The organism is Bradyrhizobium sp. USDA 4449, from assembly GCF_054056275.1.
The window spans coordinates 4,754,069-4,768,593 of the sequence record NZ_JBSRYD010000001.1 but is presented as its reverse complement, the minus strand read 5'-3'; the positions used below and the strand labels follow the sequence as shown (position 1 = coordinate 4,768,593).

The following is a 14,525-nucleotide window of genomic DNA, read 5'->3' as shown; positions in this document are numbered from 1 at the left end:
GATCTGCGAGAAGCGGCCGACAGTCGAGGGGCTCAAGGTGACGAACAAACCTGATCGATCGGGATCCTGCATCCTTGCGGGCCTCGCGCTTGCGACCTTGATCGCATGCATGATGGCCTCGGCTTCGGCGCAAGGTACGAACCAAGGCGCGAACCGCGAAACGAACAAGCGCATGGCCGATGCCAGTGCGCTTGTCACGACCGACACCGCGGCGCGCTCCTCACCGCAAGCGGCGCGGCGCTCGCTGGCGCGCGCCGAGAAAGGCCCCTATTACGTCGACTTCCGCGCGCGGACGGCGGCGAGCTGGGGGCATGCCTTCGTCTGGTACGGCAAGACCAGCGAGCGCGCGGTCGAGGTTGCGGGCCTTACGCCGGCCGGTGACACCTGGAGTTACGTGCTCGGCTACTTCACCTGGGTACCGTCAGAGACCGGCGCAAGCTACGGCGACCTCGATCCCGACTATCTGACCGCGAGCTATCGCGTGTACCTCAACGAGGCCGATGCCAAGCGGGTGTTCGCCTATATCGAGAAGCTGAAAGCGAGCTCTCCGGTCTGGAACGCAGAGACGACCAACTGCACGGGCTTCATCGGCGATATCGCCGAGTATATGGGTTTGAAAGTCCCCAATCGCTGGCAGCGCCCCGAAAACTTCGTCAACAGCCTGAAAGAGATGAACGGCGGCCGGCAGATGGTGCGGTTGTCGGCGGAGTAGCCGCCGTGATTGCGAGGACGCCGCGTCAAAATTGCAAGGCAACCTTGCGCTGGCGACGAAGCAATCCGGCCGTCCGCGACGGCACAGCCTGGATTGCTTCGCTAGGCAGCCCCGCCCACACCGCACGCCCCAACAATAGACATTTCCCGGCCCCGGCGGCATCCTCTTCCCCATCAACCGATAACAGAGCCTGCCACGCAGGCGGGGGAAACACATGCTGCAGACACGGTTCACGAAGCTCGTCGGGGTCGAGCACCCGATCGTCCAGGGCGGCATGCAATGGGTCGGGCGAGCCGAGTTGGTCGCCGCGGTCGCCAATGCCGGCGCCCTCGGCTTCATCACCGCGCTGACCCAGCCGACGCCGGAGGACCTGACCAGGGAGATCGCGCGCTGCCGCGACCTCACCGACAAGCCGTTTGGCGTCAACCTCACCATCCTGCCCGCGATCAAGCCGCCGCCTTACGCCGAATACCGCGCCGCCATCATCGACAGCGGCATCACGGTGGTGGAGACCGCCGGCAACAAGCCGCAGGAGCATGTCGACGAATTCAAGAAGCACGGCGTCAAGGTCGTGCACAAATGCACCAGCGTACGGCATGCGCTGTCGGCCGAGCGGATGGGCGTCGACGCCATCTCGATCGACGGCTTCGAATGCGCCGGCCATCCCGGCGAGGATGACACCCCCGGCCTGATCCTGATCCCGGCCGCCGCCAACAAGGTCAAGATCCCGATGATCGCCTCCGGCGGCTTTGCCGACGCCCGCGGCCTCGTCGCGGCGCTCGCGCTCGGCGCCGAAGGCATCAACATGGGCACCCGCTTCATGGCGACCAAGGAGAGCCCGATCCACCAGCTCATCAAGGAAAAGATCGTGGCCAATGACGAGCGCGAGACCGAGCTGATCTTCCGCACCATGCGCAACACCTCGCGCGTCGCCAGGAACGAGATATCGACCAAGGTCGTTGCGATGGAGAAGGAGGGCGCCAAGTTCGAGGACATCCGCGAGCTCGTCGCCGGCGCCCGCGGCAAGATGGTCTACGCGACAGGCAATTCGGATGAAGGCATCTGGTCGGCCGGCCAGGTGCAGGGCCTGATCCAGGACATCCCGAGCTGCGGCGAGCTCATCTCGCGCATCGTGCGCGAAGCGGAGGCCATCATACGTTCCAGGCTCGAAGGCATGATCGCTCAACCAAACGCGCAGGCCGCGGAATAATCACTGCAAGAAGCGAGAGCAATTCATGAAGGCTTATGTCTACGGTCCTGAAGGCGCTCGGATTTCCGACGTCGCTCAACCAAAGCCTGAGGGCACGCAGGTGCTCGTCAAGGTCCGCGCCTGTGGTCTCAATCGCGCCGATACCGGCATGCGCAAGGGCCACGCGCACGGTGCGGCCGGCGGCGTCGGCACCGTGCTTGGCATGGAATGGGCCGGCGAAGTTGCCGAGCTCGGAGCGGACGCCAAGGGCTTGGAGGTCGGCGATCGCATCATGGGTTCGGGCGGCGCGGCGTTCGCGGAGTATACGCTTGCCGACCACGGCAGGTTGTTCCGCCTGCCCTCCGACATGACGTTCGAGGAGGCCGCGACCCTGCCCGTCGGGCTCGCGACCATGCACAATGCCGTCGTCACAGTCGGCGGCATGCAGCCCGGCCAGGCCGTGCTGCATGCCGTCGTCACAGTCGGCGGCATGCAGCCCGGCCAGGCCGTGCTGATCCAGGGCGCCAGCTCGGGCGTCGGCCTGATGGCGATGCAAATTGCCAAACTCAAGGGCGCCAGGCTCGTGATCGGCTCCTCGACCGATGCCTATCGCCGCGGCCGGCTGAAGGAATATGGCGCCGACCTCGCGGTCGACTCCTCCGACCCCAAATGGGTCGACGAGGTGCTGAAGGCGACCGGCGGCGAAGGCGTCGACCTCACCGTCGATCAGGTGTCAGGCCGGGTCGCCAACCAGAACCTCGCCGCGACGAAGGTGCTCGGCCGCATCGTCAATGTCGGCCGGCTCGGCGGCACCCATGCCGATTTCAACTTCGACCTGCATGCGGCCCGCCGCATCAGCTATATCGGCGTCACCTTCCGCACCCGCAGCCTCGAGGAAGTCCGCGCGATCTTCGAGGCGGTCAGGAAGGACATCTGGGGCGCGGTGGAATCGCGAAAACTCCAGCTGCCGATCGACAAGGTCTATCCATTCTCCGACATCGACAAGGCGTTCGAGCACATGGAGGCGAACAAGCATCTGGGGAAGATCGTGGTGACGCTGCCGTAGTCGGCGTTCCGAAGGCGGTCTCGTAGGGTGGGTTGGCGAAGCGTAACCCACCACTTCTTTGGCCGTGGAGCTCAAACCGGTGGGTTACGCCCAGCGCCTGCGCTTTGCGCAGCCCCAAGGCTAACCCACCCTACAAGACCGAACTCGTGGCATAGTAGACCGCCCTTCAATTCAGAAGCATTCGCAACAGCTTCGCTCCTGCAACTCACTTGCGACTACAGCTTGTGGATGGTCGCTTGATGTTCGCCGTTAGGCTGCTAAATCCCCCGCCATGAGCGGACAACACGACAAGACATCGGTCGCGGCCATCTCGATCCTGGCCAGCGGCGGCATGGCGGCGGCCAAACTCATCGTCGGCATCGCGATCGGATCGCTGGCGCTGATCTCGGAAGCGCTGCACTCCTCGATCGACCTGGTCGCGACCATCATCACCTGGGCGGTGGTGCGGGTCTCCGACAAGCCCGCCGATGACGAGCACCATTACGGCCACGGCAAGCTCGAGAGCATCTCGGCGCTGGGCGTCACCGCGCTGCTTTACGTGCTCGCCGGCGGCATTCTGGTCCAGTCCTACAGCCATCTGCGTGAGGGAACCCCGCCGCCGACGATTTCGGCCGTCCCGTTCGTCGTGCTGGTCGTCGATATCGTCGTCAATCTCTGGCGCGCCCGTGCCCTGCACCGCGCCGCCCGGGAGACGAGGAGCGAAGCGCTCGCTGCGGACGCGCTGCACTTTGCGTCGGACGTGATGGGCTCATGTGCCGTGATCGTGGGCCTGATTCTCGCAGCCTTCGGCTTCTGGTGGGGTGACGCCGCGGCAGCCGCCGCCGTGGCCGTGATGATCGCGGCTCTCGGCCTGCGCATGGCGAGCTCCACCGTGCACACGCTGGTCGACCGCGCGCCGGAAGGGGCCCTGGAGAAGGCCACGGTCGCGATCCGCAGCGTGCCCGGCGTGATCGAGGTCGAGCGGCTGCGCGTGCGCATGGTCGGGGCGACCACCTTCATCGACAGCATCGTCAAGGTGCCCAGGACCTACCCGATCGACCGCGTCGAGAGCATCAAGCGCAACGCCCAGGCCGCTCTCGGCAAGGCGTTCGGCGATGCCGACCTCTCATTCGCGGCCATCCCCGTCGCCCGCGACAACGAGACCGTGCGCGACCGCATCATGGTGATCGCGCGCAATTCGGCGCTCGCCATCCACCACGTCACGGTGCACGATCTCGGCACCAAGCTGATCGTCAGCATCGACCTCGAAGTCGACGCCGAGATGCGGCTCGACGCCGCCCATGACGTCGCCAACATGCTGGAACGTAACATCCAGGAAGAGTTCGGTGCGGACGTCGAGGTCGACGTCCATATCGAGCCGCTGGAACCGGAACTGCCGTTCGGCGTCGACGTTGCGCCTGAGAGGGTGCAGACCATCGCCGCGGCGCTGACCGAATATGCCGCCGGCGGCGAGATCCACGACATCCATAACGTGCGCGTTCGCAACACCGAAGCCGGCGAGATCGTCAACTTCCACTGCCGCGCCACGCCATCGATGAGCGTGATCAAGGTGCACGAGCACGTCGACGCGATCGAACGCCGGCTGCGTCGCGCATTCCCGAGCGTGAAGCGCGTCATCAGTCACGCCGAGCCGCCGCGCGCGTGATGGCGACGGTGTGAGGAGTCGCACGTTCCTGTTTCGGACTCCTCGTCCACGTGGGTTTGCGGGCTCGCAGCACGAAACTCTCCATTGGATAAGAATTATTTCGCGTTAACGTTTCGTTGACTCTCGACAGCCTGCGCAAAGTGGATTCAAATCGCTGTGATTCGAAAGCGACGTGGGGCTGCTTTCGAAATTCGTCGCAAGCAGGTTTTCAGGGGGCCGAAGGCATGGCGCGCGCAGACGCCGCGAACGCGTGCGTCCAATCCGATTCGATCAAGGGATTGGCGCAATCGATCGCGAAACCTGCCTATCACCGGCTCCTGATCGCAGAGCCGGCGCTACGTCGCGCGGTGCCGACGCTCATCATCGCCTTCCTCATCACGATCTGCCTCGGCGCGTTCGTCCAGGTCGTCGACCAGACGCGCCAGAAGCGCCTGGTCATCCAGAACGACATTTCATCCCTCGCCGAGCTGCTCGCCGAACGCATCGACCGCGTCACCTCCGTGCGCGGCGAGCGACTGAAGAACATCGAGAACTTGCCGGCACTGCTCCCCGACATGATTCCGTCGCGGGCCAGGATCTCGGGCCGCCATGTCGTCGTCACCTCGGCGGGCGTGAACGGCCGCATCCTTGCCCGCATCCCGATCGACAATGATCCCGCCGGCAACGACCGCCTGCTCGATGCGATCACCACCGCCCAGCTGCTCGCCGCGCCGCCGCGCGACAATGACGTCTCCAGCATGACGCTGCCTGATGGCAACGCCGCGTTGGCGACCTCGCGGCCGATCAAGTCGCTGCCGGGCCTTGTCACCGTGATCCAGGAGCGCAACGAACCGATCTGGGGCTCGGACGCGGCGCTGTCGGTGACGCTGTCCGCGACGACAGGCTTCGTCGTCCTGATCCTCGGTTTCGCCTTCCACTGGCAGTCGACCCGCGCCCGCGAAGGCGACCTCATCAACGATGCCGTGCGCGGCCGAATCGACACTGCGCTCAATCGCGGCCGCTGCGGGCTGTGGGACTGGGACTTGTCGCGCGGCCGGATTTTCTGGTCGCAGTCGATGTTCTCGATGCTCGGCCTCGACGGCCGCAACGAGCTCCTGACCTTCGGCGAGGTCAACGCGCTGGTGAAGTCCGACGACATCGACCTGTTCGAGATCGCCGACCAGCTGATCTCCGGGAAGATCGACCACATCGACCAGATCTTCCGCATGCAGCACGTCGATGGCCACTGGATCTGGCTGCGCGTCCGCTGCGAGCGGACCCGCGGCGCCAGCGATGCCGGCATGCACCTGATCGGCATCGCGGTCGATATCACCGAGCAGAAGAGCCTCGCCGAGCGCACCGTGGAAGCCGACCTTCGCCTGCGCGACGCGATCGAGACCATTCCGGAAGCCTTCGTGCTGTGGGACGCGAGCGACCGCCTGGTGCTCTGCAATTCGCACTTCCAGCGCCTGCACAAGCTACCCGATACGGCCGTGATTCCGGGCACCTCCTACGAGACCGTGCTGGAAGTCGGCCGCATGCCTGAAGTCCGCACCCGCCACAACGAGACCGCGGCCCAAGGCCCGGGCGCACGGACTTTCGAGGCGCAGCTCGACGACGGCAGCTGGCTGCATATCAGCGAGCGCCGCACCAAGGACGGCGGCTACGTCTCCGTCGGCACGGACATCACCAGGATCAAGGAGCACGAACAGAAGCTCGTTGACAACGATCTGCGCCTGCGCGCCACCGTCATCGATCTCAAGCGCTCGCAGGCGGCGCTGGAACGCCAGACGATCGAGCTCGCCGATCTCGCCGAGAAGTACCAACGCGAGAAGACCCGGGCCGAGGAAGCCAACCAGACCAAGTCGAAATTCCTCGCCAACATGAGCCATGAGCTGCGCACGCCGCTCAACGCCATCATCGGCTTCTCCGAGATCATGGGCTCGGGCATGTTCGGCGAGCTCGGCTCAGAGAAGTACCAGGAATATTGCCACGACATCCTGACCAGCGGGCACTATTTGCTCGAGGTCATCAACGACATCCTCGACATGTCCAAGATCGAGGCCGGCCGGATGAAGCTCGACATGGAAGAGCTCGACCTGTCGCGGACGCTGGCCGAATCCCTGCGCGTCGTCTCCGGCCGGGCCCAGGACAAGAACCTGACGCTGGATGCCGACATCGAGAAATCCATCTCCGTCGTCGCCGACCGCCGCGCCACCAAGCAGATCGTCGTGAACCTGCTGTCCAACGCGGTGAAGTTCACGCCCGACGGCGGACGCATCGTGGTGCGCAGCCGGCAGCTCGAGGACAAGATCGTGCTGATGATCGCCGACACCGGGATCGGCATCGCGCCGCACTCGCTGGCCCGGCTCGGACGCCCGTTCGAGCAGGTCGAGAGCCAGCTCACCAAGACCTATCACGGCTCCGGCCTTGGCCTTGCGATCGCCCGCTCGCTGGCGCAGCTCCACGGCGGCTCGATGCGGCTGCGCTCCAGGCTGGAAGCCGGCACCGTGGTCCGCGTGACGCTGCCGCGCGATGCGATCAAGGCCGGCGCCGGGATATCGGCGGCAGCGTGAATTTCACGAGGACTGTTTGCTCCGCCTCTCCCGCTTGCGGGAGAGGCGGACACGCTCGCAGAGCGTGGCGGGGCGAGGGTTCTTTCCTCTTGGGGATTGTCCCGTTGCGGAGACACCTTCTCCCCAACCCTCTCCCGCAATCGGGAAGCGAGCCCAGTGCCGATGCCGCCCCATCGTGCACACCAGATGCGATCAGCTTTACGATTGCAGGCTCGGAGCCACTTCGCGCGCGACATTGACCAGCGCTGCGATCAGCGGCGTCATCGGGTCGCGCTGCGGAATCACCAGGCCAACGCTGTAATTGACCTCGGGGTCGACGATCGGAATCGTGCGGACCTTGTCGGACAGACCGAGGGTCTCGGCGAGCTTGGCCGGCATCACGCTGGCCCATCGTCCGGTCTTGACATGGGTGAACAGTACCAGCAGCGAGTTCGAGGTCAGGGTGGGCGTCGCCTCGGCGCCGACCGAGCGCAGCGCACGGTCGATGATGCGGCGGTTCTGCATATCAGGTGTCAGCAGACACAACGGCACCTGCCCGACCTCGGTCCAGGTCACCGTCTCGCGGTCGCCGAACATCCCATCGGGCGCGGTGAGCAGGCGATAGCTCTCGTTGTAAAGCGGAATGGTGCGCACCTTCCCGATCGGCTCGTTCTCGATATAGGTCAGCCCGGCATCGACCTCGAGATTCTCGAGCAGCCCAAGCACCTCCGATGAGGTCGTCGAGCGGATGCTGAAACGCACCTCGGGATGCCGCGCGCGGAACGGCGTCGTCAGCGACGCGACCATGCCGAGCGCGGTCGGAATCGCCGCAATGCGGATCTCGCCGGAGAGCTGGTGCTTCAGTCCGTTGATCTCGTCGCGCATCGCGCGCGCATCGCCCACGATCCGCCGCGCCCAGTCCAGCGTTCGCTCGCCCTCGGGGGTAAAGCCCTGAAACCGAGACCCACGCTGCACCAGCATCACGCCCAGAATCTCCTCGAGCTGCTTGAGCCCGGTCGACATGGTCGGCTGGGTGACGCCGCAGGCCTCCGCGGCCCGTCCAAAATGCCGCTCCTTGGCCAGCGCCAGCAGCAGTTCAAGCTTGTCGATCAACCGTCCGTCCCCTGCGCATCTGTCGTGGCATGCAAGCTATCACGCCGGGCCTGCATCAACACGCAAAAACCCTCGAGCGATTCAAGTTTCATTACCTGATCGTATCGATCGATTGCGGTTTCCAATCGATCTGAATTCGCAATCGCAGCATGAGACAGCTTTATTGATCTTCGAACGATTCCAAATAGTTTGCGCGGAACGGACGCTCAATTTGAGAACGAAGAATGACAGCGGTTTACGAGCCTTGTTACGACTCTTGGGAAGAGACGCGCGGCGCGGAGATCATCGCCGAACATGCCGGTCAGGAAGGCGCGACCCTGGTGATTCTGCACGCGCTTCAGGAGGCATTCGGCTACGTGCCGCAGGCCGCGATTCCCATGGTGGCGCAGGCGCTGAACCTGTCGCGCGCCGAGGTCCACGGCGTCTTCACCTTCTACCATGACTTCCGCCACGAGCCGGCCGGCCGCCATGTGCTGAAGCTGTGCCGCGCGGAGGCCTGCCAGGCCGCCGGCGGCGATGCGCTGGCAGCGCGCGCCGAGGCGAAGCTTGGGGTCTCGCTCGGCAACACCACGGCGGATGATCGCGTCACGCTGGAACCGATCTACTGCCTCGGGCTGTGCGCGACCGCGCCGTCCGCGATGCTCGATGGCCGCCTCGTTGGCCGGCTCGACGAGAAGCGCATCGACGCGCTGGTCGCGGAGGCGCAGCGATGAACATGAAGATCTTCATTCCTCGCGATGCCGCAGCCATTGCCGTCGGCGCCGATGAGATTGCCGTCGCGTTCGAGCAGGTCGCGGCCATCAGCGGCCTGCCGGTCGAGATCATCAGGACCGGATCACGCGGGCTCTGCTGGCTGGAGCCGATGGTCGAGGTGGCAACGCTGAAGGGTCGCATCGCCTACGGCCCGGTCAGCGCAGAAGACGTCGCCTCCGTATTCGAGTCCATGGCGAGCGACGGACCGCACGCGCTGCGGCTCGGCGTTGCGGACGAAATTCCCTGGCTGAAGCGCCAGACCCGCCTCACCTTCGCCCGCTGCGGCGTGATCGATCCGCGTTCGCTCGAGGATTACCGTGCCCATGGCGGCTACAAGGGTCTCGAGCGCGCGCTGTCGCTGGTCCCGGACGCGATCCTCAACGAAGTAACGGCATCAGGCCTGCGCGGACGCGGCGGCGCCGGCTTCCCGACCGGCATCAAGTGGAAGACGGTCGCGCAAGCCAAGGCCGATCGCAAATTCATCGTCTGCAATGCCGACGAAGGCGACAGCGGCACCTTCGCCGACCGCATGATCATGGAAGGCGATCCCTTCCTCGTCATCGAGGGCATGACGACATCAGGCATCACGGTCGGCGCCACCAAGGGCTACATCTACATCCGCAGCGAATATCCGCACGCGGTCGAAGCGATGAAGGCCGCGATATCAGCGGCAAGGCGGGGCGGCTATCTCGGCGACAAGATCGGCGGCTCGACGTGCAGTTTCGATATCGAAGTGCGCGTCGGCGCCGGCGCTTACGTTTGCGGCGAAGAGACCTCGCTGCTGGAAAGCCTCGAAGGCCGTCGCGGCCTGGTGCGTGCCAAGCCGCCGCTGCCGGCGCATCACGGCCTGTTCGGCAAGCCGACGGTCATCAACAACGTGCTGTCGTTCGCCGCCATCCCCTTCATCCTTGCCGAAGGCGCCAGGGCCTATGCCGATTTCGGCATGGGGCGCTCGCGCGGCACCATGCCGATTCAGCTCGCCGGCAACATCCGCCACGGTGGGTTGTTCGAGACCGCGTTCGGCGTGACACTCGGCGAACTCGTCGATGATATCGGCGGCGGCACCTTCACAGGCCGACCGGTTCGCGCCGTGCAGGTCGGCGGCCCGCTCGGCGCCTACTTTCCGCGCGCGCTGTTCGACACCCCGTTCGACTATGAGGCCTTCGCCGCGCGCGACGGCCTGATCGGCCATGGCGGCATCGTCGTCTTCGACGACGGCGTCGACATGCGCAAGCAGGCGCGCTTCGCCATGGAGTTCTGCACCGTCGAGTCCTGCGGCAAGTGCACGCCCTGCCGCATCGGCTCGACCCGCGGCGTCGAGACCATCGACAAGATCATCCGCGGCGAGCGGGTCACCGAAAACCTGGCGCTCGTCGAAGACCTCTGCAACACCATGAAGTTCGGCTCGCTCTGCGCACTCGGCGGCTTCACGCCCTACCCCGTGCTCAGCGCATTGAGGCATTTCCGGGAGGATTTTGTCCCGGCCCCGACCACGCTTCAGGCCGCGGAATAGGAGAACGACCATGTCCCTGATCGAAGAAATCGACTTCGGCACGCCGCGCTCCAAGTCGGAAACGATGGTGACGCTGACCATCGACGGCAATGAGGTCACGGTGCCCGAGGGTACCTCGATCATGCGCGCCGCGATGGATGCCGGCCACCAGATTCCAAAGCTCTGCGCGACCGATATGGTCGATGCGTTCGGCTCCTGCCGGCTCTGCGTCGTCGAGATCGAGGGCCGCGCCGGCACCCCGGCCTCCTGCACCACGCCTGTGATGAACGGCCTCGTCGTCCACACCCAGAGCGAGCGGTTGAAGCAGCTGCGCAAGGGCGTGATGGAGCTCTACATCTCCGACCATCCGCTCGACTGCCTCACCTGCGGCGCCAATGGCGACTGCGAATTGCAGGACATGGCCGGCGCCGTGGGCTTGCGCGAGGTGCGCTACGGCTATGAGGGCGAGAACCACGTCTTCGCCAAGTCCGACGGCGAGATAAATGCCGCCTGGATGCCGAAGGACGAGTCCAATCCCTACTTCACCTATGATCCGTCCAAATGCATCGTCTGCTCCCGCTGCGTCCGCGCCTGCGAGGAAGTGCAAGGCACCTTCGCGCTGACCATCTCCGGCCGCGGCTTCGACAGCCGCGTCTCGCCCGGCATGAGCGAGAGTTTCCTCGGCTCGGAATGCGTCTCCTGCGGCGCTTGTGTGCAGGCCTGCCCGACTGCGACGCTGACGGAGAAGTCCGTCATCGAGATCGGCCAGCCCGAGCATTCGGTGGTCACCACCTGCGCCTATTGCGGCGTCGGCTGCGCGTTCAAGGCCGAGATGCGCGGTGAGGAAGTGGTGCGCATGGTGCCGTACAAGGACGGCAAGGCCAATCGCGGCCACTCCTGCGTCAAAGGACGCTTTGCCTGGGGCTACACCAACCACGGGGAACGCATTCTCAAGCCGATGATCCGCGAACGGATCGAAGATCCCTGGAAGGAAGTGTCCTGGGACGAAGCGTTCTCGTTTGCCGCGGCCAAGATGCGCGGCATCCAGAAGAAGTACGGGCGCGATGCCATCGGCGGCATCACCTCGTCCCGCTGCACCAATGAAGAAACCTATCTGGTGCAGAAGCTGATCCGAGCCGGCTTCGGCAACAACAATGTCGACACCTGCGCGCGCGTCTGCCACTCGCCGACCGGCTACGGGCTTTCGGTCACCTTCGGCACGTCAGCCGGTACGCAGGATTTCGACTCGGTGGAGGACACCGATGTCGCCGTCATCATCGGCGCCAATCCGGCCTCGGCTCACCCCGTCTTCGCCTCCCGCCTGAAGAAGCGGCTGCGTCAGGGCGCCAAGCTGATCGTGATCGATCCGCGACGCACTGAAATGGTGGAATCGCCGCACGTGAAGGCGCTGCATCTGCCCTTGATGCCCGGCACCAACGTCGCGGTCGTCACCGCGCTGGCGCATGTCATCGTCACCGAAGGCCTCGTCGACGAAGCCTTCGTGCGCGAGCGCTGCGACTGGAGCGAGTTCGAGGAATGGGCCGCCTTCGTCACGCAAGCGAAGCACAGCCCGGAAGCCACCGCCATCCTCACCGGCGTCGATCCGAAAACGTTGCGCGAAGCGGCTCGCGTCTACGCCACCGGCGGCAACGGTGCGATCTATTATGGCCTCGGCGTCACCGAACACAGCCAGGGCTCGACCACCGTCATCGCGATCGCCAACCTTGCGATGGCGACCGGTAACATCGGCCGACCCGGCGTCGGCGTGAATCCGCTGCGCGGCCAGAACAACGTGCAGGGCTCCTGCGACATGGGTTCGTTCCCCCACGAGCTACCCGGCTATCGCCACATCGCGGGCGATGCCGTGCGCGAGCAGTTCGAGGCGATGTGGGACGTCAAGCTCAACCCCGAGCCGGGCCTGCGCATCCCCAACATGTTCGATGCCGCGATCGAAGGCACGTTCATGGGCCTCTACGTGCAAGGCGAGGACATTCTCCAGTCCGACCCCAACACCAAGCACGTGGTGGCGGCGCTGTCGGCGATGGAATGCGTCATCGTTCACGACCTCTTCCTCAACGAGACCGCGAACTACGCTCACGTGTTCCTGCCCGGCTCGAGCTTCCTCGAGAAGGACGGCACCTTCACCAATGCCGAGCGCCGTATCCAGCGCGTCCGCAAGGTGATGTCGCCGAAGAACGGCATGGCCGACTGGGAGGTCACCATCGGCCTTGCCAAGGCGATGGGCTTCGAGATGAACTACAGCCATCCCTCCGAGATCATGGACGAGATCGCGGCCCTGACGCCGACCTTCACCGGCGTCTCCTACGCCAAGCTCGACGAGCTCGGCTCGGTGCAGTGGCCTTGCAACGAGACGGCGCCGGAGGGCACGCCGGTGATGCATATCGACGGTTTCGTCCGGGGCAAGGGCAAGTTCATCATCACCGAATATGTCGCGACCGACGAGCGCACCGGCCCCCGCTTCCCGCTGCTGCTCACCACAGGCCGCATCCTCAGCCAGTACAATGTCGGCGCGCAGACAAGGCGCACCGAGAACGTGGTCTGGCACGCCGAGGATCGGCTGGAGATCCATCCGCACGATGCCGAGTTGCGCGGCGTGCGCGACGGCGACTGGGTTCGGCTGGCGAGCCGCGCCGGCGAGACCACGCTGCGCGCGGAGATCACCGACCGCGTATCGCCTGGTATCGTCTACACCACCTTCCATCATCCGGACACGCAGGCCAACGTGATCACGACCGACTATTCGGACTGGGCGACCAACTGTCCCGAATACAAGGTGACGGCGGTGCAGATCTCGCCTTCGAACGGCCCGTCCGACTGGCAGAAGAGCTACGACGAGCAGGCCCGGCAGTCCCGCCGCATCGCGCCCGCCGAGGCCGCGGAGTAGCCGCATGCACGTGCCGGTCCAGGCCCTCGACCGCGAGATCTGGCGCGACGGTGTCACGTCCGAAGGCACGCGGCTGATCCCTGAGGAAACGCCGCTGGCGCTGACCTACAATGGCGGCACCTACGCCGTCATGATGGGGACGCCGCAGAACCTGGAAGATTTCGCCGTCGGCTTCAGCCTGGACGAGGGCATCATCGGATCGGTTGACGACATCAAGTCCCTCGATGTCGTTCGCCTCGATGACGGCATCGAGCTGCGCATGTGGCTCGGGCAGGACAACGCCGCACGCATCAGCGAACGCCGCCGCCACATCGCCGGTCCCACCGGTTGCGGCATCTGCGGCGTCGAGTCGATCGCCGAGGCCGTGCGGCCCGCCGCTGTCGTGCCGCAGGGGCAGACCTTCGCGCCACAACAGATCATGACGGCGATGCAGGCGATCGCGCCCCTGCAATCGATCAACATGCAGACCCGCGCGGTGCATGCAGCCGCCTTCTGGTCGGCCTCGAACGGCATCGTGGCGCTGCGCGAAGATGTCGGCCGTCACAACGCGCTCGACAAGCTCGCCGGCGCGCTGGCGCGCAGCCGGACGGACGCAAGCACCGGGGTCGTGCTGCTGACGAGCCGCGTCTCGGTCGAGATGGTGCAGAAAACGGCCGCCATCGGTGCGCCCGTCATGGTCGCGGTCTCCGCCCCTACCGCGCTTGCCGTGCGCACCGCGGCTGCGGCCGGCATCACGCTGATTGCAATTGCCCGCAGCGACGGGTTTGAAGCGTTCACGCACCAGGGCCGCATCACGGCTCATCGTGCTCCGGAGATTATTGATGTCGTCGCCTGCTGACCGCCTCATCTACATGGCCAACCAGATCGGTACGTTTTTTCGCAGCCAGGGCCACGACAAGGCCGTGCCTGGGATCGCCGACCACATCAAAAAGTTCTGGGATCCCCGCATGAAGCGCGCGATCTTCGCACATCTCGATGCCGGCGGCGCGGGCCTCGAGCCGAACGTGCTCGAAGCCCTGACCTCGCTCAAGCAGACGACGTCCCTTCCGGAAGCGCACTGAACACGCGCCGCAGCTCGCGCTGCGCTTCCTTTTCTCGGCTGAATGCCCCATCCTT

Annotated in this window: 11 protein-coding genes; 10 read left to right on the top strand and 1 reads right to left on the bottom strand. The window is 65.3% G+C overall.

Translation table 11 applies throughout. From position 1 onward, the window contains the following. Nucleotides 1–37: 37 nt before the first annotated feature. The 5 genes from ACVIIW_RS22155 to ACVIIW_RS22135 all read left to right on the top strand — a co-directional run bounded on the left by ACVIIW_RS22155 (nt 38) and on the right by ACVIIW_RS22135 (nt 7,167). The gene (locus ACVIIW_RS22155; protein WP_456702667.1) at nt 38–712 is read left to right on the top strand and encodes a hypothetical protein; all 675 of its coding nucleotides are present in this window, start codon (nt 38–40) and stop codon (nt 710–712) included. A gap of 214 nt (nt 713–926) precedes the next feature. Continuing rightward, the gene (locus ACVIIW_RS22150) at nt 927–1,922 is read left to right on the top strand and encodes an NAD(P)H-dependent flavin oxidoreductase (protein WP_456702666.1); all 996 of its coding nucleotides are present in this window, start codon (nt 927–929) and stop codon (nt 1,920–1,922) included. 25 nt (nt 1,923–1,947) lie between these two features. After that, a complete protein-coding gene (locus ACVIIW_RS22145; protein ID WP_456702665.1) occupies nt 1,948–2,967 on the top strand; it encodes a zinc-binding dehydrogenase in 1,020 nt (339 codons plus the stop codon). A gap of 271 nt (nt 2,968–3,238) precedes the next feature. Then, nucleotides 3,239–4,612 (top strand): cation diffusion facilitator family transporter, encoded by a 1,374-nt coding sequence (locus tag ACVIIW_RS22140; protein WP_456702664.1) that lies wholly within the window; start codon nt 3,239–3,241, stop codon nt 4,610–4,612. 224 nt (nt 4,613–4,836) lie between these two features. Next, nucleotides 4,837–7,167 carry a PAS domain-containing sensor histidine kinase gene (locus ACVIIW_RS22135; RefSeq protein ID WP_456702663.1) on the top strand — a complete coding sequence of 777 codons (2,331 nt, stop codon included), beginning with the start codon at nt 4,837–4,839 and terminating at the stop codon, nt 7,165–7,167. Between the two features lie 198 nt (nt 7,168–7,365). Here ACVIIW_RS22135 and ACVIIW_RS22130 read toward each other — a convergent pair whose 3' ends face one another. Continuing rightward, nucleotides 7,366–8,259: a LysR family transcriptional regulator gene (locus tag ACVIIW_RS22130; protein WP_456702662.1), complete on the bottom strand. Its 894-nt coding sequence runs from the start codon at nt 8,257–8,259 to the stop codon at nt 7,366–7,368. A gap of 224 nt (nt 8,260–8,483) precedes the next feature. Here ACVIIW_RS22130 and ACVIIW_RS22125 point away from each other — a divergent pair, with 224 nt between their 5' ends. From ACVIIW_RS22125 to ACVIIW_RS22105, 5 genes are read left to right on the top strand one after another with little or no spacing between them, the layout of a single operon-like run. After that, a complete protein-coding gene (locus tag ACVIIW_RS22125) occupies nt 8,484–8,972 on the top strand; it encodes a formate dehydrogenase subunit gamma (protein WP_456702661.1) in 489 nt (162 codons plus the stop codon). Then, on the top strand, nt 8,969–10,525 hold the full coding sequence (locus ACVIIW_RS22120) for a formate dehydrogenase beta subunit (protein ID WP_456702660.1): 1,557 nt from the start codon (nt 8,969–8,971) through the stop codon (nt 10,523–10,525). The genes ACVIIW_RS22125 and ACVIIW_RS22120 overlap by 4 nt, the downstream gene beginning before the upstream one ends. Before the next feature lie 10 nt (nt 10,526–10,535). Next, nucleotides 10,536–13,409, top strand: a complete 2,874-nt coding sequence (gene fdhF, locus ACVIIW_RS22115; protein WP_456702659.1) for a formate dehydrogenase subunit alpha — start codon at nt 10,536–10,538, stop codon at nt 13,407–13,409. A 4-nt stretch (nt 13,410–13,413) separates the two neighbouring features. Next, entirely contained in the window at nt 13,414–14,247 is an 834-nt protein-coding gene (gene fdhD / locus ACVIIW_RS22110) for a formate dehydrogenase accessory sulfurtransferase FdhD (RefSeq protein ID WP_456702658.1), read from the top strand. Beyond that, nucleotides 14,231–14,470: a formate dehydrogenase subunit delta gene (locus tag ACVIIW_RS22105; protein ID WP_456702657.1), complete on the top strand. Its 240-nt coding sequence runs from the start codon at nt 14,231–14,233 to the stop codon at nt 14,468–14,470. Before fdhD ends, ACVIIW_RS22105 begins: the two co-directional genes overlap by 17 nt. Nucleotides 14,471–14,525 lie beyond the last annotated feature (55 nt).

What these genes read in the sequence shown, in the direction of transcription:
- ACVIIW_RS22150 (WP_456702666.1), top strand. Translation starts at nt 927, where the DNA reads ATGCTGCAGACACGGTTCACGAAGCTCGTCGGGGTCGAGCACCCGATC.
- fdhF (WP_456702659.1), top strand. Translation starts at nt 10,536, where the DNA reads ATGTCCCTGATCGAAGAAATCGACTTCGGCACGCCGCGCTCCAAGTCG.
- ACVIIW_RS22125 (WP_456702661.1), top strand. Translation starts at nt 8,484, where the DNA reads ATGACAGCGGTTTACGAGCCTTGTTACGACTCTTGGGAAGAGACGCGC.
- ACVIIW_RS22135 (WP_456702663.1), top strand. Translation starts at nt 4,837, where the DNA reads ATGGCGCGCGCAGACGCCGCGAACGCGTGCGTCCAATCCGATTCGATC.
- ACVIIW_RS22105 (WP_456702657.1), top strand. Translation starts at nt 14,231, where the DNA reads ATGTCGTCGCCTGCTGACCGCCTCATCTACATGGCCAACCAGATCGGT.
- ACVIIW_RS22140 (WP_456702664.1), top strand. Translation starts at nt 3,239, where the DNA reads ATGAGCGGACAACACGACAAGACATCGGTCGCGGCCATCTCGATCCTG.
- ACVIIW_RS22145 (WP_456702665.1), top strand. Translation starts at nt 1,948, where the DNA reads ATGAAGGCTTATGTCTACGGTCCTGAAGGCGCTCGGATTTCCGACGTC.
- fdhD (WP_456702658.1), top strand. Translation starts at nt 13,414, where the DNA reads ATGCACGTGCCGGTCCAGGCCCTCGACCGCGAGATCTGGCGCGACGGT.
- ACVIIW_RS22120 (WP_456702660.1), top strand. Translation starts at nt 8,969, where the DNA reads ATGAACATGAAGATCTTCATTCCTCGCGATGCCGCAGCCATTGCCGTC.